Consider the following 26,178-nt stretch of genomic DNA (forward strand, 5'->3'; position numbering starts at 1 on the left):
CGCCTTTCCCCAAGGATTGCCCATGGACCTGTCCCGCCGTCGCTTCCTGTCGCGCTCTGCTGCCGCGGGCGCGGTTGCTCCCACGCTGGCCGCTGCGCCGGCTCTCGCTGCCACCCCGGCGGCCACGGCGCCCACGCCCTGGGGCGCCACGCCGTCGCCGCGCCAGTGGAAGTGGCACCAGCGCGGCATGTATGCCTTCGTCCATTTCTCCATGAACACGTTCACCGGCAAGGAATGGGGCTATGGCGATGAAAAGCCGGAATGGTTCAACCCCACCGATTTCAGTGCCGACCAGATCGTGCTGGCCGCCAAGTCTGCCGGGATGACCGGGGTGATCCTTACCGCCAAGCACCACGATGGCTTCTGCCTGTGGCAGACGCAGCTGACCGAGCATTCGATCCGCAACAGCCCCTACAAGGGCGGCAAGGGCGATATCGTGGCGGAAATGGGCGAGGCGGCGCGCCGCCATGGCCTGTCCTATGGCCTCTATCTGTCGCCGTGGGACCGCAACCACCCGGAATATGGCCGGCCCGCCTATGTCGATTACTACCGCGCGCAACTGACCGAGCTGTGCACCCGCTATGGCAAGCTGTTCGAGGTGTGGTTCGACGGTGCCAATGGCGGCGATGGCTATTACGGTGGCGCGCGCGAAACCCGGCACATCGATGCCCCGCGCTACTACAACTGGCCCTCGATCATCGCCCTGGTTCACCAGTTGCAGCCCGATGCCTGCACGTTCGATCCGCTCGGCGCCGATATCCGCTGGGTGGGCAACGAGGATGGCGTGGCCGGCGATCCCTGCTGGCCGACCATGCCCAACAAGCCCTATGAACAGGACGTGGGCAATTCCGGCCTGCGCGGCGGCGAAATCTGGTGGCCGGCCGAAACCGACGTGTCGATCCGCCCCGGCTGGTTCTACCACCCCGATGAAGATACCAAGGTGAAAAGCCCCGAGCGCCTGGTGCGCCTGTTCGACGAATCCGTGGGACGCGGCACCAATCTCAACCTCAACCTGCCGCCCGACCAGCGCGGGCGCCTCGCTGATCATGACGTGGCGGTGCTCGCCTCGTTCGGCGATGCCATGCGCGCCACCTTTGCCCGCGATCTGGCCAAGGGCGCGGTGGCCCATGCCAGCGCGGTGCGCGGGCCTCGCTTTGCCCCGGCCGCCGTGCTCGATGGCCGGGCTGAAACCTATTGGTCCACGCCCGATGCCGTGCACACCCCCACGCTTACCCTCGATCTGGCGCCGGGCACGCGGTTCGATCTGGTGCGCGTGGCCGAATACCTGCCGCTTGGCGTGCGTGTCACCCGCTTTGCCATCGAGGCCGAAATCGGCGGGCAGTGGCAGCGCCTGGCGGAAAAGGAATGCATCGGCGCGCAACGCGTCGTGCGCCTGCCCGCGCCGATTGCGCCACGCCGCGTGCGCCTGGTGATCCTCGATGCCCCGGCGTGCCCGGCGATCCGCGAGTTTGCCCTGTTCAAGAGCGAGGCACCGGTGCCGGTGGCCGCGCCCGCGCCGCGCGGCAGCGATGTACTCAGCACGCTGGGCTGGCGCGTGGTCGATGCCAGCGCGCCCGGCGCGCAGGCGCTGCTCGATGGCGAGGTCGAAACGCTGTGGACCCAGCCGGTGCCCACCGCCGGCCATCCGGCCACGGTCACGCTCGATATCGGCCGCGCCGTGACGCTGGGCGGGTTCAGCCTGACCCCGCCGCGCCACCTGGCACCCGATGCCACGCCGCCGCGCGGCTATCGTGTGGAGACCAGCCTGGACGGGCAGGCCTGGCAGGCGCAGGGCGAGGGTGAGTTTTCCAACATCGCCTATGCCCTGGCCACCCAGCGCATCGGTTTTGCCGCCCCGGTCCAGGCGCGCTATCTGCGCCTGGCGTTTGCCCAGCCGGCACTGCCCGATCGCGCGGTGCTGGCGATTGCCGGGGTGGGCGGGTTCAGCGGCGCCTTGCCCCGCTGACCGGCTCGATGGGGGTCTGTTGCCACAATAGGCGTTCGGCGCCGTCGGGATCGTTCTCGACGGTGCTGACGCGGTCGAACACCATGGTGGCGCGGGTGGTGGCGTCAAAGCGCGGCCAGGCCGGCATGCCCGATGACGCTGGCGCCCCGCCTTTGACAAAAGCCACCATCGCCTCGTGCCAGGCTTCGGCAATCGGCTGGTCCGCCGCCGAAAGGCCGAACATCTGCGCCATCGATGGCAGTGTCACGTGGTCGAACGTTAGCGGCAGGTCGAGCACGTGGGGGCTGTGTCCCTTGTAGGGGCCGCCCGGCGCCGGCAAGGCCAGGCGATAGCGCCACACCGGCGCGCCGCGTGCGGCATGGGCCTCGGCCAGGCGCAGCGTGGGCATGCCATATTCCTCGGCCGTCAGCAGTCGCCAGTGGCGCTGCGCATCGGTCCATTCGGGAAAAGCGTGGGCATAGGCGCGGTTGAGCGCAGTGATCCGGGCCATCGGCTCGGTCGATACGCTTTGCGACCAGATCGGCCGGCTGGCCTGCGCCTCGTTCAGGAACAGACGGCTTTCGTTGGCATTCGATCCGGTCAGCAGTGGCACGCGCGGCGTGCGCCCCTCGATCACGCGGGCCAGCGGCGCCTGGGGCAGGAATGCGCCATCCACTGTCGGTCGGAACGGCAGGCCCTGTGGCCAGCCCTTGCGCGCGGCCACTTGCGCTTCGACCAGCGTGGGAAAGGGCGCCACCAGCAGCCGCTCTACCCCGCCCAGCCGCGCCACCACGGCATTGGCAAAGATCGCGGCGGTGGCGGGGATATGCACAGTCTGCGCCCCGCCGCTGAACACCATCGCGCGGGCATAGAGCCCATCGGCCGCCGGCGTGCCGAGGAGCGCGCAGACATTGCGCGCGCCCGATGATTCGCCCGCCAGCGTTACCGCGCGCGGGTTGCCGCCGAACGCGGCGATATTGTCCTGCACCCAGCGCAGGCCCAGTACCAGGTCACGCAGGCCATTGTTGCCGCTGCCGGCATAGGCGCGGCCCAAAAGATGGCCCAGTTCCATGAAGCCCAGCGCGCCCAGGCGATAGTTCAGCGTCACGCAGACCACGCCATGCGCGGCAAAGCGGTTGCCGGCGATCACTTCCCACCCGCTCCATCCGGTTTCGTTGCTGCCGCCGTGCACGAACACCATCACCGGATAGCGCCCCGGTGCTGCCGGCGCCCAGATGTTGAGCTGAAGGCAATCTTCCGCCTGGACGGCGGGCAGCGGGTCCATTCCGGCCGGTTGCGGCGCGGCGCGCGCCGGACGGGTGGCGTCCCATTCGCCTTGCCAGGGCCGGGCCGGGCGCGGCGCGGCAAAGCGGGCGGCGGTGCCATAAGGGATCCCGGTGAACACGCGCACGCCATCGGCCATGCGCCCGCGCACCACGCCGCTGCGGGTGGTCACGCGCAGGGTGTCGCGGGCGGCATGCGCCACTTGGGGCAGGGCCAGCGTGGCGGCCATGCCGCCCAGCGCCCGGCGCCGCGTCATCAGGGGCATGCGTCGATCAATCCCTTGTTCGTTCAGGCTATCATGCCTCTTACCCGAAAGGATCGGAAACGTTCCACCCCGGCCGGCGCAGGCGCACCCGCTTTTGCTCGCCCTTGCCCCATGCGCAAGGGGCAGGGCGAGTTTTGCCTAGCGCGCCCAGGCGAGCTTGAACCGCATGCCCCAGACCAGGGCAGAGCGCAGCGCCGGATTCCAGCCTGGGTGGATCACGTATTGCAGTTCCGGTTGCAGCGTCAGCCAGCGCGCCACTGGCCGCGCCGCCGTCAGTTCCAGCGCGGTTTCATGGGCCCGCGCCACCACGGCATCGGGCAGCAGCGCGACCCGCGCGCGGCTGCCGAGCCGGGCATGGGCCATGGCCACGCCCAATTGCCAGGCGCCCGCCTCGCGCACCAGGCCGGTGCCAAGATAGCAGCTGATCGGATTGCTGCGCGCATCGGCCAGTCCCAGCCGCACCCAGCCGTGCCAGCGCGGTGCCAGCAGCCCTTCGATCAATACATAGCCGCCCTGCGAGTGGGCGCTGTGCCCTGCATCGTCCACGCGCGGCAGCGGCCGGGTATAGCGCCATAGCCCCACTTGCACTTCGCCCTGGCCCAGCGGAAACTCCACCTCGCCGATCAGCAGCGCGCCGGTCGTGCCGGGCAGGCGCAGGGCGGGTACATGGTCGTTGGCCACGCTGCCAGCCTGCGCGTCGAACGCGCCCAGGCGCAGCGTGGTCTTGCCTGCGGTGCTGGCGGTAACCAGCGCCCCGCTCACTGCCATGGGAAAGATGCCGGGGCCGTTGGGGCCGCTTTGCGCCAGTTCGGCGCCAGTGCCGTGACTGGCGTGGACGAACAGGGCGCCCACGCTCTGCACGTCGAACTCGGTGTTCACGTCGATCAGGCCCACTTTGGTCGCAATCGCCAGCGGCGCGGCATTGTCGCTCGCCTGCCAGCGCACCCAGGCTTCATACAGGTGATGGCGCCCTGGCGCCTGGATGCTGCTGATGCCCTGCGCATCGCCCACCCACGAATCGGAAAAGACCGGCCCATGCACGGCGATCATGTCGATATGCGCGGTCAGCCGCGACACACCCAGCGCACCGCCATCCACGTCCACCCAGGCATCGGCCCGCGCCGCCAGCCCGCCACCGCGCGCCACACCGCCATCGGCAATATCCAGGGCATCGGCCACATAGCTGGCGCCCAGGCCAATCAGCCGCGCCGGTGGCGTATCTGCTGCCCAAGCCGTCTGCGGCAGGGCCAGCATCAGGCCAAGCAGCGCGGTGGCGCGGGACAGCCGGTGGCGCCTGGGCCGCGCCGGGGGAAGGGATCTGCACATGCCGCGCAGTCTGCGGCATCGCCGGCCAAGCCTGGATGGATGCCGGGCTGCGCAGAAACGCGCATCGCAGCAATGCGGAAGGCGGCATTAAGCTGCCGTTGACCGGCAAGCCCATGCCGCCACCACAACAGCCGCTGCCGCCCCGCTGAAAATTTCAGCCGGCTGAAGTGTTGCAACCCTGCATCAGATCTTGTCAAAGAATAGGTATGCACTTTTGGACTAGCACGTCTGGCTTGAGCCGCTATGATGACAAGGCATAAGACGGGATAAGCCCGGCGCGGCGGTGGGAGAGGACGCCGTAAAAAATCCCTGCGCCGGGTGAACCTGCCATCAAGCCGCGATTGCCATATAGTGGCGCGAAAATCGGGCTTTTTACGCAAAATCTGCAGTTTACCGCACGCCCCGCGCTTCATGCTTTGGGGCGTTTGCGCTGTGCGAATCGGCGCCGCGCCAATCGCGTCAGGCCATATGCCAGCGCCCCCGTCACTGCCCGGCCCGTTGGGGGCACCGTGCAGTGGCGGGGGCGCGGCAAACGCGGCGCTAACCGGCGGGCTTAGGCCGTGGCCAGCACCGGGCGATTGGCGATGAGGTTATCCACCACCGAAGGATCGGCCAGCGTGGAGGTATCGCCCAGCGAGCCCAGGTCATTCTCAGCGATCTTGCGCAGGATGCGGCGCATGATCTTGCCCGAACGCGTCTTGGGCAGGCCGGGGGCGAACTGGATCACGTCGGGCGTGGCGATCGGGCCGATCTCGTGCCGCACCCAGGCCACCAGTTCGCGGCGCAGCGCCTCGTCGGGCTCTACCTCGGCATTGCAGGTGACATAGGCATAGATGCCCTGGCCCTTGATCGCGTGCGGCATGCCCACCACGGCGGCTTCGGCCACCTTGGGATGGGCCACCAGCGCGCTTTCGATCTCGGCCGTGCCCATGCGATGGCCCGATACGTTGATCACGTCATCGATGCGGCCGGTGATCCAGTAATAGCCGTCCTCGTCGCGGCGGCAGCCGTCGCCGGTGAAGTACCAGCCCTTGAACGTGGTGAAATAGGTCTGGAAAAAGCGCTCGTGATCGCCCCACACCGTGCGCATCTGGCCCGGCCAGCTATCGCCGATCACCAGGCAGCCATCGGTGGCGCCGTCCAGTACCTGGCCATCGTTGTCGAGCAGGGCGGGCTGCACGCCGAACATCGGCTTGCTGGCAGAGCCCGGCTTCAACGCCGTGGCGCCGGGCAGGGGGGTGATCATCGCGCCGCCGGTCTCGGTCTGCCACCAGGTGTCGACGATCGGGCAGCGGCCTTCACCCACCACCTTGTGATACCATTCCCAGGCTTCGGGGTTGATCGGCTCACCCACGCTGCCGAGCAGGCGCAGCGATTGGCGGCTGGTCTTGTGCACCCATTCGTCACCCTCGCGCATCAGGGCGCGCAGGGCAGTGGGGGCACCATAGAAGATTTCCACGCCGAACTTGTCCACCACCTGCCAGAACCGGCTGGGATCGGGGAAGTTGGGCACGCCTTCGAACATCACCGTGGTCGCGCCATTGGCCAGCGGGCCATAGACGACATAGGAATGGCCGGTGACCCAGCCGATATCGGCCGCGCACCAATAGATTTGGCCGGGCCGGTAATCGAACACGTACTGGTGCGTCATCGCGGCCCACACGGCATAGCCGCCAGTGGTGTGCAGCACGCCCTTGGGCTTGCCGGTGGAGCCGGAGGTGTAGAGGATGAACAGCGGATCTTCCGCGTTCATTTCCACCGGCGCGCAATCCGCGCTCTGCGCCGCCACGGCCTGCGCCCAGGGCAGATCGCGGCCTTCCTGCATCGGCACATCGGCGCCGGTGCGGGCCAGGACCACCACGGTATCGACCGCAGGGCAATGCGTCAGCGCTTCGTCGACGTTCTTCTTGAGCGGCACGCGCTTGCCGCCGCGCAGGCCTTCATCGGCGGTCAGCACCACGCGGCTGTCGCAATCCTCGATCCGCCCGGCCAGAGCATCGGGCGAAAAGCCGGCAAAGACGATCGAATGGATCGCGCCGATCCGCGCGCAGGCCAGCATCGCCATGGCGGCTTCGGGCACCATCGGCAGGTAGATCGTCACCCGGTCACCGGCCTTGACCCCGCGCGCCTTGAGCAGGTTGGCCAGGCGGCACACATCGGCGTGCAGTTCGCGATAGGTGATCGCGCGCGATGCATCGGTCGGGCTGTCGGGCTCCCACAGGATCGCCACGGTATCGCCGCGCTCTGCCAGGTGGCGATCGAGGCAATTGGCCGAAAGGTTGAGCGTGCCGTCCTCGAACCAGCGGATGCCGAAGTCTTCCTCGTGGAAGCTGGTGTTCTTCACTTTGGTGAACGGCTTGATCCAGTCGATCCGCTGCGCTTCCTCCGCCCAGAACGCATCGGGTTCCTCTACCGAGCGACGGTGCATTTCCAGATAGCGCGCTTCGTCGATCAGGGCGTTCTGGGCCCAGTCGGCGGGAACGGGATAAATGGCTTCGGCCATATGCGGAACCCTCTCGATGTGTTTGTCGTGCGCTGTGCGGGCGACGTGATGCTTGCCTCACGCTAGCCGCTTGGGCGCCTCTGTGCCAGTTGGATATAAGTCTACCATGCCGCAGGCGCGAGATGGCCGGGCGCGCTTGCACGCACGTGCCGTGTGCCGGGTGTCGCAACATCGAAACAATCCGCCTGGCATCTCCCAAATTGAAGGTGCGTAGGCAGCGTCCATGCGTGCACCACTTGGCCCAAGGCCTGTGGGGATCGCAGGCCAAGGAGGATCATGATGACGCTTTCCCGCCGCAATGCCCTGGGTGCGATCGGTGCCGGCCTGCCGCTGGCAGCTGCAGCCACGCGCGCGCTGGCTGCCCCCGTGGTGCCGCCCACGCCCTTGCCGGTGCCGGCGGGCGCGGCCGGCCACGAACCATCGGCCCCGCCGCTGCCACCGGGCGGCGTGCCGCCGATCTATGACAAGGTCGGCCTGGAATGGGTGATGGATATCCTGCCGTTCTGTTCGCAGCCCGAATACATGGGCAGCGCCCAGGACCAGGTGGCGTCAGACGGCTATCGCAACGATGTCTGGCCGATCATCGGCGGCGTGTTCCAGGGCCGGGGGATCAAGGGAACGGTGATCCCGGGCGGCGGCGATTTCCCGGTGGTGCGCCCCGATGGCGTGGTGGTGGTCGATGCGCTCTATCGCCTGAAAACCGATGATGGGCAGCAGATCATCATCCACAACAAGGGCCTGGGCTATACCGAGCAGAAGTATCGCCTGCTGCCGACCTTCGAAGTGCCAGGCGCCAAGTATGCCTGGCTGCGCGAATCCGTGTTCGTCGCCACGCTGACCTTTCCCATTCCGCCATCGATCAAGGCGCCCGATTTCGGCCCCAATGCCAATGGGCGCCTGATCCAGGTTTTCCGCATGACCTGACGCGAAAGGCACTCCCGCTGCGATGCCAGAGGCGCTAGGCACAGACCATGCTCGTCCGCTCGCTTCTGCTCGCCGCGCTTTGCGCCTCTGCCACTCCCGCGCTGGCGCAAGCGGCGCCGGATAGCACCGTCCCAGCCAGCACCGTTTATGTGCGCGCCGGGCGCCTGATCGATCCGGAAACCGGCCAGGTTCTGACCAGCCGCCTGATCCGGGTGGAGCAGGGCAGAGTGGCGGCGATCACTGCCGATGGCCCGGGCGCGGCGGCGATCCCGGCGGGCGCGCGGGTGATCGACTGGAGCGGCTATACCGTGCTGCCCGGCCTGATCGACATGCACGTGCACCTGGCCGACATGGACCAGTCGGAAAACGTCGCCGAGCCGCTGCTGCATTCGGCCATGGAAATCGCCTATGTCGGCGCGCGCAATGCCCGCACCACGCTGATGGCCGGCTTCACCACGGTGCACAATTGCGGCAATTTTCGTGCCTATGCCGATGTGGAACTGCGCAATGCGATCAACCGCGGCGATGTGATCGGCCCGCGCATCAGCGCGGTGGGCGCCTATGTGACGATTCCCGGCGGCGGCGGCGAAGTGACCGGCTTTGCCCCCGATGTCGAAGTGCCGGCCGACATGCGCGCCGGCGTGGTGGCCGATGCCGCCGATACCACGCGCAAGGTCAACGCGCTGTTCCAGCATGGCGCGGATTCGATCAAGCTGATCGCGACGGGTGCCGTGCTCGCCCAGGGGACGGAGCCGGGCCAGCAGGAATTGAGCGAGGACGAGATGCGCGCCGCGGTCACCGTGGTCAAGGCGCGCGGATCGTGGGTTACCGCCCATGCCCACGGTGCCACCGGCATCAAATCGGCCATGCGCGCCGGGGTCAAGGCGATCGAGCATGCCAGCCTGATCGATGACGAGGGCATTGCCATGGCCAAGGCCAAGGGCGTGTGGCTCGACATGGATATCTACGATGGCGACTATATCGCCGACTATGGCCGGGCCCACCACTGGCCGGCCGACATGCTGCGCAAGAACGACGATACCACGCAGGCCCAGCGCGATGGCTTTGCCAAGGCGGTCAAGGCCGGGGTCAAGCTGTCGTTCGGCACCGATGCCGGGGTCTATCCCCACGGCCTCAACGCCCGCCAGTTCAAGTACATGGTCCGCTATGGCATGACCCCGATGCAGGCGATCCAGGCCGCCACCACGGTGTCGGCCGACCTGCTCGGGTGGAGCAAGGACGTGGGCGCGCTGTCGCCCGGCCACTATGCCGACATGATCGCGGTCAAGGGTGATCCCCTGGCCGACATTTCGGTGCTGGAGCATGTCGATCACGTGATCAAGGGCGGCGATGTGGTGAAGTGAGCGTGCGGCTTCCACCACCCCCCGACCCGTTCCTCTAAAGAGTAGGGGGGGAGGAATTACAATATCTTATGCTCCCTCCTCTTCAGAGGAGGGGGTTTGGGGGTGGTGGAAATCTGGCCCCAAGCTATCCTTGGACAGACGCTGCCCAAGTCTCTATTCCAGCGGCCGATTCCTTCCCCCCAATGGAACAAAGCCCAGCATGAGCGACCAATCCGACAAGCCCGCCGGCCCCGCCCTCGATCGCCGCAGCCTTTTGGCCGGGCTTGCCATTACCGGCGCTGCCGCCGGGGTTGATGCCGCAGCTGCCGCCCCGCGCGCCGGGGCCGGAAGCCGCGCCAAGGTCGATGCCGCGCTGCGCGCCAAGATCGATACGGTCGTGGTGATCTATGCCGAAAACCGCAGCTTCAACAATCTCTTCCCCGATTTTCCGGGGCTGCAGCAGCCGCTTGCCGCCGTGCCGGTGGAGCGGGCCCGGCAGCGCGATCGCGATGGCCGCGTGCTGGAAACCCTGCCCAAGGTCTGGGAAGGCATGGTGCCCGACAAGCAGGTGGTGGAACACGCCGAGTTCCATATCGACGAAGACGCCATCACCGGCCTGCCCAATGCGCCCTTTGCGCTCAAGACGCCCGAAGGCGATCCGCTGCCCCATGGCGTGGTGACGCGTGACCTGATCCACAGCTTCTACAACAACCAGTGGCAGATCAACGGCGGGCGCAACGATGGCTTTGTCGCCTGGGGCGATAGCGGCGGGCTGGTCATGGGCCATTATGGCGATGTGCGGGCCAACCTGCGGCTGTGGCAGGTGGCGCGCGAATTCACCCTGTGCGACAATTTCTTCATGGGCGCGTTCGGCGGCTCGTTCCTCAACCACCAATACCTGGTCGCCGCCACGCCGCCCTATTACCCGGACGCTGACAAGAGCCCGGCGAAAGACCGCGTGGTCAAGCTTGATCCGGCCTATACCGATCCGCCGCGGCCGCTGCTCAAGCCCGGTACGCCAGCCAGCGCCATGGACGGCCCGGTGCAGTTCGTGGCGGATTCGATTACGCCCGATCACCGCGCGGTCAACACCATGCTGCCGCCCTATCTGCCCACCTACCAGGCCGATCCGGCGCGGCCGGGGATGGCCCTGGTCACCGCGCAGACCCTGCCGCCACAGACCCATGCCCACATCGGCGATCGGCTGACCGAAGCCGGCGTGGAGTGGGCGTGGTACGCCGGTGGCTGGGCCGAGGCGATGGCCGGGCGTGCCAACAGCGCGGCATTCCCCTCGCGCCCCAATTTCCAGCCGCACCACCAGCCGCTCAACTATTTCGCCAACCTGGCGCCCGGCACGGCGGCGCGCGAACGCCATCTGCGCGATGGCGGCATGGGCGAAACCGCGCGCACCAACCTGTTCCTGGCCGATGCCGCGGCGGGCAAGCTGCCGGCCGTCACGTTCTACAAGCCGCAGGGCAACCTCAACATGCACGCCGGCTATTCCGACGTGGATGCCGGCGATCGCCATATCGCCGGGGTCGTCGATGCGCTGCGCCGCTCGCCGCAGTGGGACAAGATGCTGGTGATCATCACCTTCGATGAAAACGGCGGCTGGTGGGACCATGTCGCCCCGCCCAAGGGCGATCGCTGGGGGCCGGGCACGCGCATTCCCGCGCTGATCGTCTCGCCCCATGCGCGGCGCGGCCACGTCGATCACACTGTCTATGATACCGGCTCGATCGCGCGCTTCCTGGTGCGGCGCTTTGGCCTCAAGACCCTGCCGGGCCTGGTCGAGCGGGACAAGGCGATGATCGCCGCAGGCGGACCGCCGCCGGGCGACCTGACCGGCGCGCTGATCGTCTGATCAGCGCTGCCGGCGCCGCCGCTCAGGCGGCGGTGTCGGTCTGCGCCGCCTGTGGGGCTGGGCTGGGCGTTGGCGTGGGCTGCGGCGCGGCTTGCGCCGGGGCCTGGCCGGCAGGGGCTGCCACCGGCGGCAAGGGCTGCGGCGCGGGCAGCACCATCGCGGCGGTTTCCAACTGGTCCAGCGCATGCTGCGCCGCCACCCAGTCGCGGGCGTGGGCCAGCCATTCGGTGGCGGCGTCCTTGCCGGGCATGCGCTCCACATCGCTGATCGCGGCGTCGACGCGGCCACCGGCCAGCGCCAGGCGGGCGTGATCGGCCCGCGCCTCGGGCGTGGCGTTGGGGCCTTCGTCGTGGCGGATCACAAACAGGCCGGCGATCTGGCCCGAAATCCAGTCCCAGGTATTGCCGCGCGGGGTCTTGCCCATCAGCTGCGGCTCGATCCCCGCCAGCTCTTCCGACAGGTTGCCCAGCGTGACCGGGTGGGCAGCGGCGGCAATCACCCGGTCCACCGCGCCCGGCTGGCTGGCGCCAAAGCGCACGCGCAGCTGGTTTTCCAGGATGCCCAGCGGCTGGCCGCGTTCGATGGCGCGGCGCGCGGCAAAGGCCACCAGCAGCGCTTCGGCGCGGCTGGCCTGGCCGGCGGCGGCATTGGCCTGCTGGTTCAGTTCGGCCAGGCGCTGCTCCAGCGCGGAAACCTTGGCCGATGTGCTGGCCAGCACGGCATCGCTGGCGGCACTGCTGGCAGCGGCCACGACCGCTTCGGAGGCGACGGCGGCGGGTACATCGCCACTGGCACTGGCCATCGGGCCGAGGTCAAGCCGCAGCCAGCCTTCGCGGGCGGCAAGCCAGGCGCCGGCGCCGCCCAAGGCGAGGATCACGATCAGCACCAACCCCACCAGCAACCGTCCCCCGCCACGGCGGCGCGGCGGATTTGTTTGTGCGTATGGCGTATCCTGCATCAATCTTTTTCGCTTGTTCGTGGCCCCGAAGTCACAGGTTCTGGCACATTTGCCGGGCCAGCGCCAGCAATGGTTGATCGCGCCGCATTGCGGAAATTTCAACGGCTTGCCAGCCGGCGCCGGCCATCTGCGCGATTCGCGGCGCCAGGCAGGCCAGGCCCACATGGCCGCGCGCCAGGCCCAGCCGGCCGCACTCCTCGGCAAAATGGCGCGCCGCTTCGCCCGAATGCAGCGCCACCACGCAAGGGCGGCGCAGCATGTCCTGCGCGGCCGGCGCCAGGGGCAGTGGCTGAGCGGCATAGAGCGTGACAGTATCCACCACTACGCCCGGCGGCAGGGCAAGCGGCACCGGGTCGGCGCCCGATAGGCGCAGATAGCGCCCTGGCGCCAAGCCCCGCGCCACGTCGGCCAGGCCTCCTTCGCCGGTCTGCGCCACGGCAAAGCCGGCGGCCTGCGCTTCGCGCGCGGTTTCTGCGCCCACGGCCAGCACGGGCAGGGCGCCAAGGGCGGCCAGGTCTGGCCCGCCCAGGCGAAAGAGATTGGCGCTGCCCGCCAGGATCGCGGCATAGCCGGCCGGATCGGGCGCCTGCCACGCCACCGCCTGCATCGCGAACAGCGGCGCGCCCAGTGCCTCCAGGCCCAGCGCCTGGGCAGCCGCCACGCTCGCGGCGTTGCCGGGCTGCGGCCGCAGGACCAGCAGCGGGCGCATCAGCCGCCGTGGAAAAAGGCGGCGATGCCCTCGGGCGCGCTGGCGAGCAGGCGGCGGGCGAGTTCGAGCGGCGTGGCGGTGTCGCTGGCGGCAAAGCGCGCGCTGTCTTCCACGCGCAGCGCGCCATCGGGGCTGAACAGCGCGGCGCGCAGCACCAGATCATCGCCCTCGGCCGTGGTCAGCACCGCGATCGGGCTGTGGCACGTGCCACCAAGGCCGGTCAGCAGCGCGCGTTCGGCGCGGATGGCGGCATGGGTCGGGCCATGGTCGATCGCGGCGAGCAGCGCGCGCACGTCCGCGCGCGCGGCCAGACATTCGATGCCGATCGCGCCTTGCGCCGGGGCGGGCAACCATTCCTCAGCCGGCAGCACATGGCCCACGCCGGTTTCGCCCAGACGTTGCAGCCCGGCTGCGGCCAACAGCGTCACATCGGCTTCACCCACCTGCAGCTTGGCCAGGCGCGTGGCCACGTTGCCGCGAAACGACACGATTTCCAGATCGGGCCGGGCGTGCAGCATCTGCGCGGCGCGGCGCGGCGCGCTGGTGCCCACCTTGGCGCCGGGCGGAATCGCGGCGATGCTGGCCGCACCAACCAGGACATCGCGCACATCGGCACGCGGCAGCACGGCGGCGATGGCGATCTCTTCCGGACGGATGGTTTCCACATCCTTCATCGAATGGACCGCAAAATCGATCTCGCCGTGCAGCAGCGCCGCGTCGAGTTCCTTGGTCCACAGGGCCTTGCCGCCGATTTCGGCGAGCGGGCGGTCCTGGATGCGATCGCCACTGGCCACCTGCGGGCACAGCTCCACCGCGCTTTCGGGCCAACCGTGCGCCGCGCACAACCGCGCGCGGGTTTCCTCGGCCTGTGCCATGGCCAGCGGCGAGCGGCGGGTGCCAAGGCGCAATGGTTTGTCAGGCGCCTGCGACGGGTTGTGAGACGGGTTGATCATGCGTGGCTTGCCGTAAACGGGATTATCTCTAAGGGAAAGCTCCGCATGGCCCTGATCCTTGGCATAGAATCCTCGTGTGACGAAACCGCCGTTGCCGTTATCGACGGCAGCGCCACCACGCTTGCCGCCCGTATCGTGGCCCAGCGCATCGCCTCGCAGGATGACGCGCATCGGCCCTATGGCGGTGTTGTGCCCGAAATTGCCGCCCGTGCCCATGCCGATGTTATCGCCCAGATGGTGGCCGCCACGCTGGCCGATGCCGGGCTGACGCTGGACGACATGGACGCCATTGCCGCCACGGCCGGGCCGGGCCTGATCGGCGGGGTGATGGTCGGGCTGGTGACGGGCAAGGCGCTGGCCATGGCCAGTGGCAAGCCACTGATCGGTATCAATCATCTTGAAGGGCATGCGCTCTCGCCGCGGCTGGCTGAGCCCACCTTGGCCTATCCCTATTGCCTGCTGCTGGTCTCGGGCGGGCATTGCCAGATCCTGGAAGTCATGGGGCTGGGCCGCTATCGCCGCCTGGCGACGACGATCGATGATGCGCTGGGCGAGGCGTTCGACAAGACGGCCAAGGTGCTGGGCCTGGGCTATCCCGGTGGCCCGGCGGTAGAGCGCCTTGCGCGCGAGGGCGATCCCCGCGCCGTGCCGCTGCCGCGCCCGCTGGTGGGCAGCGGGGAGCCGCATTTCTCGTTCGCTGGCCTCAAGAGCGCGGTGCTGCGCGCCCGCGATTCGGGCGCCTATGCGCCGGCCGATCTGGCGGCCTCGTTTCAGCAGGCGGCGATCGATTGCGTGATCGATCGCACGCGCGGCGCCCTAGCGCAGTGCGTGCCGGGGATGACGGCGCTGGTCGTGGCCGGCGGGGTTGCTGCCAATGCCGCCTTGCGCGCGGCGCTCGAAGGGCTGGCCGCGCAGGCCGGCCTGCCGCTGGTAGCGCCGCCGGTAAAGCTGTGCACCGACAATGCCGCAATGATCGGCTGGGCGGGGGCAGAACGCTTTGCCCTCGGGCAGGCCGATCCGCTCGACCTGCCGGCCCGGCCGCGCTGGCCGCTTGACGATAATGCCGCCCCCGTGCGCGGCGCCGGGGTCAAGGCATGAGCGGCGGTCCTGCCACCGCGCCAGCGATTGGCGTGATCGGCGCGGGCGCCTGGGGCACGGCCCTGGCGCAGATGCTGGCCAGCGACGGACGCCCCGTGGCGCTGTGGGCGCGCGAGGAAAGCCTGGTTGCCACGATCAACCATGAGCGGCGCAATCCCACCTATCTGCCCGGCGCCGAACTGGCCGAAACGATCACCGCCACCACCGATCTGGCCACCATGGCCACCCTGCCAGTGCTGCTGTGGGTTACCCCGGCGCAATTCCTGGGCCAGGTGCTGTCCCGCCTGCCCGATTATGCCGGCGATCTGGTGCTGTGCGCCAAGGGGATCGAGGCGGGCAGCGGCCGCCTGATGGCCGAGGTGGCGCATGCCGCCGCGCCTGCAGCGCATGTCGCGGTGCTCTCTGGCCCGACCTTTGCCCACGAAGTGGCCGCCGGCCTGCCCACGGCGGTGACGCTGGCCTGTTCCGGCGGCGAAACGCAGTGGCAGCGCCTGGCCCCGGCCGTGGCGCGGCCCACGTTCCGCCCCTATTATTCGGCTGACGTGATTGGCGCCGAAATCGGCGGCGCGGTGAAGAACGTGCTGGCGATCGCCTGTGGCGTGGTCGATGGGCTCGGCCTGGGGCAGAATGCCCGTGCCGCGCTGATCAGCCGGGGCTTTGCCGAAATGCAGCGCTTTGGCCTGGCCATGGGTGCGCAGGCCGAAACGTTGGCCGGGCTTTCCGGGCTGGGCGATCTCGTGCTGACCTGTTCATCGGCGTCGAGCCGGAATTTTTCGCTGGGCAAGGCGCTGGGCGAGGGCCAAAGCGCGTCTGAGGCGTTGTCAGGCCGCAACACCGTGGCCGAAGGGGCGTATACCGCGCCCGTGCTCGCCGATCTTGCCCGCCAGAAGGGAATTGCCATGCCGCTCGTCGATGCGGTCGTTACCCTGGTGCGTGGCCAGGCGCCTGCCCGGGATGTCGTCGCCAGCCTGCTGGCGCGGCCCTTGCGTGCGGAACGCCCGCTTGGCTGATCCGGCTCTTCCCGCAAACCCGACCGACGCGCAGGCCGAACAGGCCGATATCGCCGCGCTGGCCAAGGGTGGGCGGACCAATTTCTTTGGCTTCGTGCTGCGCCTGGCGGCCAGCGTGCCGTTCCTGTTCATCGCCGGGCGCCTCTATGGTGCAGCCACGCTGGGGCGCTATGCCTCGGCCACGCTGGTGGTGGAACTGGCCGCGCAGCTTGCCACGCTCGGGCAAAAGCGCGGCCTGGCCCAGCAACTGGCCAAGGAAGATCGTGCCAGTGCCACCACCGTGGCTGATGCCCTGCTGCTGACCACGCTGGTATCGGTGCTGTGCGGGCTGCTGCTGTGGCTGGTGCCGATCATGATGTTTCCCAGCGGGGATTACACCCCGGTGGAACGCCTGCTGCCCATGGCGATCCTGCCGCGCGCGCTGGGCGACGTGGCATTGGCTGCGCTGGCCTATCGCTTTGACGTGGGCGCCACCGTGCGCGCCCGCGCCGTGGTGGAACCGTGGACGCAATCGCTGGCCGCCGGTGGCCTGTGGCTGGCCGGCGCCTGGTGGCTGCCACTGCGCGAAAGCGGGCTGATCCTGGCCTATGCCGCCGCGATGCTGGCGGCGATGATCACTGCTTTCGTGCCCTTGGTCAAAAGCTATGGCCTGCCCCGCCAGTGGGCGCCGCGCCCGGGCGCCTTGCTGCGCCTGGCCAACCGCAACCTGCCGCTGGCCGGCGCCGACGCGGTGGAGTGGGGCACGCGCAAGCTTGACCTGTTCATCCTCGGCACGTTTGCGCCGGCTGCCGTGGTCGGCATCTATTACGTGGCGCAGCAGGTCACCACGCTGCCGCAAAAGCTCAAGACCAGTTTCGAGCCGATCCTGGGCCCGGTGATCACCCGCAACCTGCGCGAAAACAACCTGGGCGCGATCGCCCGCCAGGTGTGCCAGGTGGGCTTCTGGATCACCGCCGCGCAGGCTGGCATCGCCCTGGCGCTGGGCCTGCCGGGCAAGGGCGTGATGGGCCTGTTCGGGCCGAATTTCGTGGCTGGCACCGGCTCGCTCGCGCTGCTGCTGGCGGCCGAAGTGGTGGCCGCGCCTGCCGTGGTGAGCGAGGCGGCGCTGATCTATGTCGCGCGGCTGCGCAACTGGTGGATCAGCCTGGGCACGATCGCGCTGCAGGCCGGGCTGACCGTGGGCCTGATCGTGGCCGCGCGCGAACTGGGCTATGACGGCACGGTAGAGGCGATGGGCGCCGCGCTGGCCCTGGTCATTTCACTGGGCCTTGCCTCGCTGCTCAAGTCGCGGTTGCTGGGCAGCATCCTGGGCCAGAAGATCAGCAACTGGCGCTGGGCGCTGCTGTGGGCGGCAGTGCCGGCGGTGGGCATGGGCATGCTGGCGCGCCTGCTGCCCGAATGGATCGAGGTCAGCCTGGGCATTCCGGCGATCCTGGGCGTCTATGGCCTGGTGATCTGGCGGCGCGGCTTTGGCCCGGAAGACCGGGTGCTGTTCCGCAAGCACAAGAACTGAACGCCCTCGTTCCGTTTCGTCAGGACAGGGTGCGGGCAATCGCCACGAAATCGGCCACGTCCAGCGTTTCGGCGCGGCGGGAGGGATCGATGCCCAGCGTTTCCAGGGCAGCGAGTGCGCCGGGCACGCCCTTGAGCGACTGCCGCAGCATCTTGCGGCGCTGGCCGAACGCCGCCTCGGTCACGCGTTCGAGCATGCGCGCCGAAACCCCTTCGGGCATGGTCGCGGGGGTCACGTGCAACACGGCCGACATGACCTTTGGCGGCGGGGTGAACGCGCTGCGGTGCACTTTCATGGCAATGCGCGGCGCGGCGCGCCACTGCGACAGGATCGCCAGCCGGCCATAGGCATCGCTGGCAGCGGCGGCGACGATGCGCTCTGCCACTTCCAGCTGGAACATCAGCGTGAGCGAGAGCCACCGCGGCGGCCAGTCCTGCCCGGAAAGCCAGCCGGTGAACAGCATCGTGCCGACATTGTAGGGCAGGTTGGCGATCACGTGCCAGGGCCCGTCGAACAGGGTGGCGGGATCGATCTTGGTGGCGTCGCCCTCGATCACGCGCAACTGACCGGGAAAGGCCTCTGCCAGTTCGGTCAGGGCCGGCAGGCAGCGCTTGTCCATCTCGATCGCGGTGACATTGGCGCCGGCGCGGAGCAGGGCACGGGTCAGGCCGCCGGGGCCGGGGCCCACTTCCAGAACGTTGGCGCCCTTGAGCTTGCCGGGAATGGCGGCAATGCGCGCCAGCAACTGCTCGTCGAACAGGAAGTTCTGCCCGAGGGCCTTGGACGCGAGCAACCCATGGCGGTTGACCACATCGCGCAACGGCGGAAGATCGGGCAGGCTCATGCCCCGGCCGCAGCGCGGCGCACGGCGCATTCCCCGGCCATGCGGATCGCCGCGATCATTGCGCCCGGGCGCGCCTGGCGGCTGCCGGCGATGCCAAAGGCGGTGCCATGATCGGGTGAGGTGCGGATGATCGGCAGGCCCAGCGTGACATTGACGCCATCGTCGAAATCCAGCGCCTTCAACGGGATCAGCGCCTGATCGTGATACATGCAGATGGCCACGTCATAGGTCGTGCGGGCCTGGGCATGGAACATCGTGTCGGCCGGCAGCGGCCCGTGCGCGGCAATGCCGGCGGCCTGGAGCGCGGCAACGGCGGGGGCGATATAGCTGTGGTCCTCGTGCCCCATGCGGCCTTCTTCGCCGGCGTGGGGGTTGAGCCCGGCCACGGCGAGGCGGGGCTGGGCGATGCCGAAATCGCGCACCAGCGCGCGCGCGGTGATCGCGCTGCGCCGCGTGATCAGCTCGGCAGTGATCATGCCGGGTACGGCGTGCAGCGGCACATGCACCGTGACCGGCACCACCTTCAGCGAAGGGCCGGCCAGCATCATCACAGCGTCTTCGGGCGCCACGCCGCTGGCCTGGCCGACGAATTCGGTTTGCCCAGGGTGGTTGAAGCCAACGCTGGCCAGCCGGCTCTTGGATACCGGTGCAGTGACCAGGGCCGAGGTTTCGCCCGCCACGGTCAATTGCGTGGCCGCGTCGAGCGACTCGAGCGCCAGCATCGCGCCCTCGTCGGTGGGCCGGCCAGGGGTATAGCCAGCATCGCCCAGGTCGAGCACCGGCAGGGCGGAACCGAACGTCGCGGCCGCCTCTTCCAGGCTGCCCACGGCGCGCACTGGCACATCGAGCCCGCGATGGCGCGCGGCCTGGTCCAGCACGCGGCGGCTGCCCACGGCCACGAACGGCTCCAGCTGCGCCATGCCGCGCAAGATCCACGCGGCCGCGATCAGTTCGGGGCCGATGCCGGCAGGATCACCCTGGGAGATGGCGATGGGGTTCATGGGCTTGCGCTATCGGGCTTTGCGGGTGGAGGGGAGGGGGGCTTATGGGTTTCACTTGGCCTCCACCACCCCCCGACCCCCTCCTCTAAAGAGGAGGGGGAGAGCCGGAGCCCCCTCCTCTTTAGAGGAGGGGGTTGGGGGTGGTGGGGGCAAGCACCTTAGTTATACTCAATCACCGCATCGCGGCGCAGGTCGCGCAGATAGGTCTGGGCGCGCTTGTTCACGCGGTCGTCTTCCATCTGCGACTGCATTTCTTCAAAGCTCGGGCCATCGGCCACCTTGGGATCGTCGCGGCCGCACAGCACCAGCACGCGCACGCCGTCTTCGATCGATCCGAACGGCGGGGTCGCCTCGCCGATCGAGAGCTTGAGCATCGAATCCTGCAGCGCGGCGGGCAGGTCGCGCGCCTTGACCTGGTCGTTGGTGACGACCGAGGCGCCGATGCCGGCTGCGGCCGCATCGACCTGGCCGCAGCCGTGGATGGTCTTGACGGTGGCGGCAAAGGTCGCGGCCTTGGCCGCAGCATCCTTTTCCGTGGTGCCCTTGGGGAAGCTGAGCGACATCTGCTTGAGGCTGAGCACCGCGTCGCGTGGATCGGCGGTGAGCACCTGGCGCTTGTCGATCAGGTAGAGGATCGAATAGCCGCCGGGAATTTCCACCGGCCCGGCAAGCTGGCCCGGCTGCATCGAGGTGGCGACGTTGGCCAGATCCTGCGGCAGCTGGGCCAGGCGAATCCAGCCAAGGTCACCACCCACCGCAGCGGTGGAGGCTTCGGAATACTGCCGCGCATAGGCGACGAAGCTGCCGCCCTTCTTGAGCTGGTCAACGATCTGGTTGGCGTTGGCCATGACCTGCTGGCGGTTGGTATCATTGGCCGAGAGATAGATTTCGCCGATGCGATATTCCTCGGTGCCCTTGGCCGCCTTGAGACGGTCCATCATTTCGCGCACTTCGCCGTCAGACACGTTGATGAACGGCTGGACGTTGCGGCGCAGCAGGCGCTGCCACGACAGTTCGCCACGGATCTGCCGCTTGAGCGAGGCCGCCGAAGAGCCGATCGAGGTCAGGTACTTGTCGAGCGCGGCCGGGTTCTGGCCGAAGTTCTGCTGGGCCACGCGCTCATAGGTCTGGTTGACCTCGTCATCGTCAACGTCGACGCCGGCCGACTTGGCCTCTTGAATCTGCAGGGTTTCGTCGATCAGGTTGCGCAGCACCTGCAGGCGCAGGCGCTCCTGTTCCTCGGCCGAAACCTTGCCGCCGTTGGCATTGACGATCAGCGCCAGGCGCTGGTCGATATCGGTGCCGGTGAGGATTTCGCCGTTCACGATCGCGGTGGCGCGGCGCACGTTGGGATCGCTCTTGCCAAAGATCTGCACGTTGGCGGGAATGTTGAGCTGGCCCGAGGCATCGGGCGCGCCGCCGGCGGTTTGCGCCTGGGCTACGCTGCCGGCCACCGGCAGGGCGGCCGTGGCGGCAAGGCCCAGTGCCAGGGCGGCCCGGCCGCACCAGTGACCCATACGAATATCACGGCGCATCTGGAACTGGGGCAGCCGGGTGATGGACTTCATGGCGATCCGAACTTCCTGTCAGGCAACATGCGAATTGGGCTGCATGCGAAATGGTGCGTCGATCCCGGGCCTGCATTGCCCCGGCTTAACCCACGCTGAGTGGCGGCAAGCGGCCGGGAATGCAACGCCGGAATTGGCCGGCTGGGGGAAAACTTTGCGGGAAACGTGGCCAAAGGCGGGATTTGGCGGGCCTAATCAGCCCGCCCGCACCTGGGTCATCGCCTGCTCATAGCGGCTGTTCATCTCTTGCCCGCGATAGCGCGAATATTCGCATGCCGCGAGCGCTGCGGCGGGCGGGAAGATCACCTGGCTGTTGCGGTAATCATCGGGCATCAGCGCCAGCGCCGCCTGGTTGGGCGTGGGATAGCGGATGGTGCGGGCAATGTCGGCCCCGGCCTTGGCACCCAGCACGAAATCGATGAAGGCATAGGCCAGATCGGGATTGGGCGCATTGCGGGGAATGCACAGCCCGTCGCTCGCCAGGATGCCACCTTCGCGCGGCACGACGAAGGCCAGGTCGGGATCGTCGCGCATCACCTGGGCGATATCGCCATTGTACTCGATCACCAGGTCAACGTCGCCCGCCAGCAGCAGGTCCTGGCCATTGTCGTCATGAAACGCGGCGATGTTGGGTTTTTGCTTGAGCAGCATGGCCTTGACCTGGGCAATCACGGCGGGATCGTTGGTATTGGCCGGGTGGCCCAGGTATTTCGCGCCGATCTCGAACAGCTCGCTCGCTTCGGCGAGCAGGGCGATGCGCCCCTTGTAGCGATCGGAATCGAGCACCCATTTCCAGCTGTCGGGCACGCCATCGACCTTGGACTTGCGATAGCCGATGCCGGTAACGATCCAGGTATAGGGCACCGATACGCGGCGGCCGGGATCGAACGGCGGGTTGAGGAACTGGGGCGCGATGTTCTTGAGATTGGGGATTTTGGCGTGGTCCAGCTCGGTCAACATGCCGGCCGCGTGCATGCGCTCGACAAAGTCGTTCGAGGGCACGATCACGTCATAGCCCTGGTTGCCGCTGCGCAGCTTGGCAAAGAGTTCGTCGTTGTTGGCAAACAGGCTGATGTTCACGCCAGCGCCGGCGGCCTTGGTGAAATCGGCCACGGTGTTTTTGCCGATGTAGGTATCCCAGGTGTAGAGATTGAGCGCCCGCGCTGGCTTGCCGCGCGAACAGGCGCCCAGCGCGCCGGTAAACGACAGCCCGATGCCGGCAAGGCCAGCCTGGCGCAGGAACATGCGGCGCGAATGGACCATCTTCGTTCAATTTCCCATGCGACGTGACGACACGGCGGGGGGATGGCGCCCGATCACGCTTTGAGCAAGAGGTGATCACGTTCCCATGACGAGATCACCTCGTCATAGGCGGCCAGTTCGTTGAGCTTGATCTCGTAGAACGCCTTGATGAACTGCTCGCCCAACAGATCGATCACCGGCTGGCAATCGATCATCTGCTTGAGCGCGGCATCGAGATTGCGCGGCAGGGTCCGCTCCTCGTCATAGGCGTTGCGGGTCATCAGCGGCAGCGGCTCGATCCGCTCCTGAAGGCCGATATAGCCGCAGGCCAGCGTGGCGGCGATGGCGATATAGGGATTGGCATCGGCGCCGGGCAGGCGGTTTTCGATGCGCGTGCTGCGCGGTCCACTCACGGGAATGCGCAGGCCGCAGCTGCGGTTGTCGAGGCCCCATTGCACGTTGATCGGCGCGCTGTGGGCCGGGCGGATGCGGCGGAAGGAATTGACGTTGGGCGCAAACAGCGGGACGACCTGCGGCAGGTAGCGTTGCAGCCCGCCGACGAACCAGCGGAATTCCGGCGTGAGCCCGGCCTGCGTGCCGAACAGGTTGTTGCCGCCCGCGTCCACCGCCGAAATGTGCAGGTGCATGGCGCTGCCCGGCTGGCTTTCCATCGGCTTGGCCATGAACGTGGCATAGACCCCGTGCTTGAGCGCGACCTGGCGCACGATGCGCTTGAAGATCACCACCTGGTCGCACAGCGCCACGGGATCGCCGTGGTTGAAATTGATTTCCAGCTGCGCCGTGCCGCCTTCGTGGATCATGGTGTCGAGCTGGAGCGAGGCGATTTCCGAATTGTCGTAGATTTCCTCGATGATGTCTTCGTATTCGGTCACCGATTCCAGGCCATAGGGCTGGGGCGAGCTTTCCGCGCGGCCCGAGCGTCCGCGCGGCGGCTGGATCGGCAGATCGGGATCGGAATTGACCTCGGTAAGGTAGAATTCCAGTTCGGGCGCCACGACCATCTGCCAGCCCATCGCGGCATATTTGGCCAGCATGCGCTTGAGCACGTGGCGCGGCGCCACTTCAAACGCGCTGCCATCGCGGTGCAGGGCATCGGCCACGACAAAGGCCGTGGGGGTGCGAAAGCCCGGGGCCACGCAGATCGAATTGATATCGGGCAGCAGGGTAACGTCGGGATCGCGGTAGAGGAAATCGTCCTCGTCGGTATCGGCGTAGTCACCGGTGATGGTGACGGAAAACACCGAGGAGGGCAGGCGCAGGCTCATATTGCCGACCGAGGCGATGAACTTGTCGGCCGGCCAGACCTTGCCGCGCACCACGCCGTTGATATCGGGGACGAGGCACTCGACCTCGCTGATGCGTTTTTCGCGGATCCATTCGGCAAAGGCTTCAGTCATGGGATCACTCGCTTGGAAGATGGGGTTCAGAGACGGTCGCGCAGGGCAAAGAAAGTCATCGCGGCGGCCATGCTCGGCCAGCGCAGCAGGGTGCCTCCGGGAAAGCGGGGCGTGGGCAGGCGGCGTACCAGATCGAGCGCGGGCGAGGGCAGCCCGGCCATGGCCGCGCCGATTTCGCCACCCAGCCACGGCGCCAGCACCACGCCCAGCCCGGAAAACCCGCTGAGCGACCACAGGCCGGCCGCAACCTGCGCGGCATGGGGCAGGCGATGCGGGGTGATCGACAGCGTGCCGCCCCAGGCATGGTCGATCGCCACATCGGCCAGTTGCGGAAAGACCCGCAGCATATGCGGCCGCACGAACGCGGCGATATCGGCCGGCAGCCGCCAGGAATAGCGTTCCCCGCCGCCGAACAGCAGGCGGTGATCGGGCGTGATGCGGAAGTAATAGACCACGAAGCGCGAATCCGACACCGCCTGGCCGCCAGCGATCAGCGCAGCCGCCCGCTCTGGCCCGAGAGGCGCGGTGGTGGCGATGAAGTTGTTGATCGGCAGGACATGGGCATCGACCTCCGGTACCAGGCCCGTGGCATAGCCGCCGGTTGCCACCAGCACCTGACCCGCGCGCACCGTGCCGCCGGGCGTGGTCACGCGCCAGGCCTGGGCCGTGCCCGGCGGGCCATCGGGCGCAATGCCGGTGCAACGGCTGTGCGGATGGATCACTGCCCCCGCCGCGCGGGCAGCGCGCGCCATGGCGAGCGCCAGCTTGAGCGGGTGGAGATGGCCGCCGGCCATATCCAGGCTGCCGCCATGATAGGCCTGGCTGCCGACCATGGCGCGAATGTCGTCACGACCGAGCGGGGTGAGCGCGTGGTGGCCATAGGCCTCTTGCAGAAAGCGCACCTCGGCATGGGTCTGCGCCACCAGGCCGGGCTTGTGATCGGCGTGGATCAGCCCGGCGCGAAAATCGCAACGGTCGGGATCGTGCGCGATCAGATGATCGAGGTGGTCGCGCGCGTGGCGGGCCATAGCCCACATTTCGCGCGCACCGTCGCTGCCGAGGTGGCGTGCCAGCCAGTGCTGGTCCTTGTTCCAGCCAAGGTGGACCTGGCCGCCATTGCGGCCCGAGGCGCCCCAGCCGACAGGCCCGCTTTCCAGCAGAACGACCGATCGCCCGGCCTCTGCCAGCCGCAATGCGGCACCCAGACCTGTGTAGCCCCCGCCGATGATGCAGGCATCGGCCTGCACATCCTGGTCCAGCGCCGTGCCGGCAAAGGCCATGGGCGCGGTGGCGGCGTAATAGGACGGCGGATAGGCCCGCACATCCTCGCCGGTTGGTCCTGCCCGCTCGATGGATCGAGGCGTCAACATTGCCTGTGGTTGTACCCCATGCGGCAAGGGGCGACAAGCGAAGCACTGGGGGTTTGGCTGCCAGGCCGGTGCATGCCATGCACCGGCCTGGCGCGTGGAATTCAGGGGGCTGCGTCAGCCAGGGTGGCGCCATCCCAGTGTTCATCGGCCTTGCCATCGACAAAGCGCCACATGTCGAACCAGGTGGTGGTATAGGTCTTGCCCGGGTTCTTGGGGTCCTTGAGCGTGCGCACCATGCTCACGACCACGCGATCGCCCTCGGCCGTGACCGCGGCGACCGGGGTGGCCATGTGCGCCGGGCATGCCTTGGGCTGGACCTTGACTACCTGGGTGAAGAAATGAACCACGGTATCGCGGCCTGAGGGCACCATCGGGTTGTGCTGGTGATAGGCCGGGGTAAGGTATTGATCCGCCTTGTCCCAATGCCCGCATTCCAAAAGGTCTTTGACGATATGGAGTGCGGCCTGCTTGTTGCGGTTGAGCACCGGATCGGGGCTGGTGAACAGGCTTTCGGGATCGGGCACCGCTACCACCGCTTCCTGGGCGTGCACGGGCGTTGGCAGAGCGGCCAGGGGCACGGCGGCCAGCGGCAGGGCAAACAGGCCGGCGGCGGTCAGGGCATGGCGTAGCATCGTTGGCTCCCTCCTTACGAAAACGGCGTTACAGCGGCAGGCCCAGCCGGGGGCCGGTCCAGACCATCAGGCTGTAGAGCGCAATGGTCAGCGCGCAACCAGCCAGCAGCGCCGGCCAGAACCCGGCGCCGTGGCGCAGCAGGGCCGGGATCAGCAGGAACATCGGCAGCGAGGGCAGCACATACCAGAATGTGGCCCCAGCGTGGGCCGCCATGTTTTCGGCATCGGGGCGATCGTGCCACAGCCAGATCATGCCGATCACCGACACCAGCGGCAGCGACGCGATCAGAGCGCCAAAACCGGGATAGCGCTTGGCAAGGGTGGAGGCGGTGGCGATCAGCACGCCGGAAATGGCGGCCTTGAGAGCAAGCTGCAACATGGTGCGCCGGTGTTACGGCAGCCGCGCTT

21 protein-coding genes are annotated in these 26,178 nt (G+C 68.0%); 7 read left to right on the forward strand and 14 right to left on the reverse strand.

The window, feature by feature from the left end; all coding sequences use genetic code 11:
- Positions 1–22: 22 nt before the first annotated feature.
- Entirely contained in the window at positions 23–1,966 is a 1,944-nt protein-coding gene (locus FHW97_RS01105) for an alpha-L-fucosidase (RefSeq protein ID WP_171797764.1), read from the forward strand.
- On the opposite strand, the gene FHW97_RS01110 is transcribed toward FHW97_RS01105, so the two are convergent.
- From FHW97_RS01110 to acs, 3 genes are all read right to left on the reverse strand, one after another.
- The gene (locus FHW97_RS01110) at positions 1,944–3,494 is read right to left on the reverse strand and encodes a carboxylesterase/lipase family protein (protein WP_171792833.1); all 1,551 of its coding nucleotides are present in this window, start codon (positions 3,492–3,494) and stop codon (positions 1,944–1,946) included. The genes FHW97_RS01105 and FHW97_RS01110 overlap by 23 nt on opposite strands.
- 138 nt (positions 3,495–3,632) lie before the next feature.
- Positions 3,633–4,820 carry a carbohydrate porin gene (locus FHW97_RS01115; RefSeq protein WP_171792832.1) on the reverse strand — a complete coding sequence of 396 codons (1,188 nt, stop codon included), beginning with the start codon at positions 4,818–4,820 and terminating at the stop codon, positions 3,633–3,635.
- Positions 4,821–5,373: 553 nt separating this feature from the next.
- Positions 5,374–7,323: an acetate--CoA ligase gene (gene acs, locus FHW97_RS01120; protein ID WP_171792831.1), complete on the reverse strand. Its 1,950-nt coding sequence runs from the start codon at positions 7,321–7,323 to the stop codon at positions 5,374–5,376.
- Between the two features lie 276 nt (positions 7,324–7,599).
- On the opposite strand from acs, the gene FHW97_RS01125 reads away from it, so the two are divergent.
- The 3 genes from FHW97_RS01125 to acpA all read left to right on the forward strand — a co-directional run bounded on the left by FHW97_RS01125 (position 7,600) and on the right by acpA (position 11,454).
- The gene (locus FHW97_RS01125) at positions 7,600–8,247 is read left to right on the forward strand and encodes a DUF3237 family protein (protein ID WP_171792830.1); all 648 of its coding nucleotides are present in this window, start codon (positions 7,600–7,602) and stop codon (positions 8,245–8,247) included.
- A gap of 47 nt (positions 8,248–8,294) precedes the next feature.
- A complete protein-coding gene (locus FHW97_RS01130) occupies positions 8,295–9,611 on the forward strand; it encodes an amidohydrolase family protein (protein ID WP_171797765.1) in 1,317 nt (438 codons plus the stop codon).
- 199 nt (positions 9,612–9,810) lie between these two features.
- Entirely contained in the window at positions 9,811–11,454 is a 1,644-nt protein-coding gene (gene acpA / locus FHW97_RS01135) for an acid phosphatase (protein WP_171797766.1), read from the forward strand.
- Between the two features lie 22 nt (positions 11,455–11,476).
- Here acpA and FHW97_RS01140 read toward each other — a convergent pair whose 3' ends face one another.
- From FHW97_RS01140 to hemC, 3 genes are all read right to left on the reverse strand, one after another.
- Entirely contained in the window at positions 11,477–12,349 is an 873-nt protein-coding gene (locus tag FHW97_RS01140) for a hypothetical protein (RefSeq protein ID WP_370525295.1), read from the reverse strand.
- Positions 12,350–12,443: 94 nt separating this feature from the next.
- Positions 12,444–13,121, reverse strand: a complete 678-nt coding sequence (locus FHW97_RS01145) for a uroporphyrinogen-III synthase (RefSeq protein ID WP_171797767.1) — start codon at positions 13,119–13,121, stop codon at positions 12,444–12,446.
- The gene (gene hemC / locus FHW97_RS01150; protein WP_171797768.1) at positions 13,121–14,074 is read right to left on the reverse strand and encodes a hydroxymethylbilane synthase; all 954 of its coding nucleotides are present in this window, start codon (positions 14,072–14,074) and stop codon (positions 13,121–13,123) included. Before hemC ends, FHW97_RS01145 begins: the two co-directional genes overlap by 1 nt.
- A 45-nt stretch (positions 14,075–14,119) precedes the next feature.
- On the opposite strand from hemC, the gene tsaD reads away from it, so the two are divergent.
- Genes tsaD through FHW97_RS01165 form a run of 3 tightly spaced genes read left to right on the forward strand, consistent with a single transcriptional unit; the run spans position 14,120 to position 17,695 of the window.
- On the forward strand, positions 14,120–15,172 hold the full coding sequence (tsaD, locus tag FHW97_RS01155; protein WP_171797769.1) for a tRNA (adenosine(37)-N6)-threonylcarbamoyltransferase complex transferase subunit TsaD: 1,053 nt from the start codon (positions 14,120–14,122) through the stop codon (positions 15,170–15,172).
- Complete coding sequence (locus FHW97_RS01160) at positions 15,169–16,182, forward strand: NAD(P)H-dependent glycerol-3-phosphate dehydrogenase (protein ID WP_171797770.1); 1,014 nt, start codon at positions 15,169–15,171, stop codon at positions 16,180–16,182. Before tsaD ends, FHW97_RS01160 begins: the two co-directional genes overlap by 4 nt.
- Complete coding sequence (locus tag FHW97_RS01165; protein WP_370526613.1) at positions 16,160–17,695, forward strand: lipopolysaccharide biosynthesis protein; 1,536 nt, start codon at positions 16,160–16,162, stop codon at positions 17,693–17,695. The genes FHW97_RS01160 and FHW97_RS01165 overlap by 23 nt, the downstream gene beginning before the upstream one ends.
- Positions 17,696–17,714: 19 nt before the next feature.
- On the opposite strand, the gene rsmA is transcribed toward FHW97_RS01165, so the two are convergent.
- From rsmA to FHW97_RS01205, 8 genes are all read right to left on the reverse strand, one after another.
- Positions 17,715–18,533, reverse strand: a complete 819-nt coding sequence (gene rsmA, locus FHW97_RS01170; RefSeq protein WP_171798163.1) for a 16S rRNA (adenine(1518)-N(6)/adenine(1519)-N(6))-dimethyltransferase RsmA — start codon at positions 18,531–18,533, stop codon at positions 17,715–17,717.
- A gap of 2 nt (positions 18,534–18,535) precedes the next feature.
- The gene (pdxA, locus tag FHW97_RS01175) at positions 18,536–19,540 is read right to left on the reverse strand and encodes a 4-hydroxythreonine-4-phosphate dehydrogenase PdxA (RefSeq protein WP_171797771.1); all 1,005 of its coding nucleotides are present in this window, start codon (positions 19,538–19,540) and stop codon (positions 18,536–18,538) included.
- A 158-nt stretch (positions 19,541–19,698) separates the two neighbouring features.
- Entirely contained in the window at positions 19,699–21,057 is a 1,359-nt protein-coding gene (locus tag FHW97_RS01180; RefSeq protein ID WP_043611039.1) for a peptidylprolyl isomerase, read from the reverse strand.
- 246 nt (positions 21,058–21,303) lie between these two features.
- A complete protein-coding gene (locus FHW97_RS01185) occupies positions 21,304–22,371 on the reverse strand; it encodes a spermidine/putrescine ABC transporter substrate-binding protein (protein WP_171797772.1) in 1,068 nt (355 codons plus the stop codon).
- A gap of 53 nt (positions 22,372–22,424) precedes the next feature.
- Positions 22,425–23,768 (reverse strand): glutamine synthetase family protein, encoded by a 1,344-nt coding sequence (locus tag FHW97_RS01190; RefSeq protein WP_062787274.1) that lies wholly within the window; start codon positions 23,766–23,768, stop codon positions 22,425–22,427.
- A gap of 26 nt (positions 23,769–23,794) precedes the next feature.
- Positions 23,795–25,138 (reverse strand): FAD-binding oxidoreductase, encoded by a 1,344-nt coding sequence (locus tag FHW97_RS01195; protein ID WP_171797773.1) that lies wholly within the window; start codon positions 25,136–25,138, stop codon positions 23,795–23,797.
- A gap of 101 nt (positions 25,139–25,239) precedes the next feature.
- Entirely contained in the window at positions 25,240–25,770 is a 531-nt protein-coding gene (locus tag FHW97_RS01200; protein ID WP_171797774.1) for a nuclear transport factor 2 family protein, read from the reverse strand.
- Positions 25,771–25,798: 28 nt separating this feature from the next.
- A complete protein-coding gene (locus tag FHW97_RS01205) occupies positions 25,799–26,149 on the reverse strand; it encodes a DUF3147 family protein (protein WP_171797775.1) in 351 nt (116 codons plus the stop codon).
- Positions 26,150–26,178 lie beyond the last annotated feature (29 nt).

This window comes from Novosphingobium sp. SG754, from assembly GCF_013149315.1.
In the GTDB taxonomy this organism is placed as follows: Bacteria; Pseudomonadota; Alphaproteobacteria; order Sphingomonadales; family Sphingomonadaceae; genus Novosphingobium; species Novosphingobium capsulatum.

Coding starts and splice junctions, on each gene's coding strand:
- FHW97_RS01185 (WP_171797772.1), bottom strand. CDS start 22,371: ATGGTCCATTCGCGCCGCATGTTCCTGCGCCAGGCTGGCCTTGCCGGC.
- pdxA (WP_171797771.1), bottom strand. CDS start 19,540: ATGAACCCCATCGCCATCTCCCAGGGTGATCCTGCCGGCATCGGCCCC.
- FHW97_RS01105 (WP_171797764.1), top strand. CDS start 23: ATGGACCTGTCCCGCCGTCGCTTCCTGTCGCGCTCTGCTGCCGCGGGC.
- acpA (WP_171797766.1), top strand. CDS start 9,811: ATGAGCGACCAATCCGACAAGCCCGCCGGCCCCGCCCTCGATCGCCGC.
- FHW97_RS01115 (WP_171792832.1), bottom strand. CDS start 4,820: ATGTGCAGATCCCTTCCCCCGGCGCGGCCCAGGCGCCACCGGCTGTCC.
- FHW97_RS01190 (WP_062787274.1), bottom strand. CDS start 23,768: ATGACTGAAGCCTTTGCCGAATGGATCCGCGAAAAACGCATCAGCGAG.
- tsaD (WP_171797769.1), top strand. CDS start 14,120: ATGGCCCTGATCCTTGGCATAGAATCCTCGTGTGACGAAACCGCCGTT.
- FHW97_RS01160 (WP_171797770.1), top strand. CDS start 15,169: ATGAGCGGCGGTCCTGCCACCGCGCCAGCGATTGGCGTGATCGGCGCG.
- FHW97_RS01200 (WP_171797774.1), bottom strand. CDS start 25,770: ATGCTACGCCATGCCCTGACCGCCGCCGGCCTGTTTGCCCTGCCGCTG.
- acs (WP_171792831.1), bottom strand. CDS start 7,323: ATGGCCGAAGCCATTTATCCCGTTCCCGCCGACTGGGCCCAGAACGCC.
- FHW97_RS01110 (WP_171792833.1), bottom strand. CDS start 3,494: ATGCCCCTGATGACGCGGCGCCGGGCGCTGGGCGGCATGGCCGCCACG.
- FHW97_RS01145 (WP_171797767.1), bottom strand. CDS start 13,121: ATGCGCCCGCTGCTGGTCCTGCGGCCGCAGCCCGGCAACGCCGCGAGC.
- FHW97_RS01195 (WP_171797773.1), bottom strand. CDS start 25,138: ATGTTGACGCCTCGATCCATCGAGCGGGCAGGACCAACCGGCGAGGAT.
- FHW97_RS01205 (WP_171797775.1), bottom strand. CDS start 26,149: ATGTTGCAGCTTGCTCTCAAGGCCGCCATTTCCGGCGTGCTGATCGCC.
- FHW97_RS01130 (WP_171797765.1), top strand. CDS start 8,295: ATGCTCGTCCGCTCGCTTCTGCTCGCCGCGCTTTGCGCCTCTGCCACT.
- FHW97_RS01180 (WP_043611039.1), bottom strand. CDS start 21,057: ATGGGTCACTGGTGCGGCCGGGCCGCCCTGGCACTGGGCCTTGCCGCC.
- FHW97_RS01125 (WP_171792830.1), top strand. CDS start 7,600: ATGATGACGCTTTCCCGCCGCAATGCCCTGGGTGCGATCGGTGCCGGC.
- hemC (WP_171797768.1), bottom strand. CDS start 14,074: ATGATCAACCCGTCTCACAACCCGTCGCAGGCGCCTGACAAACCATTG.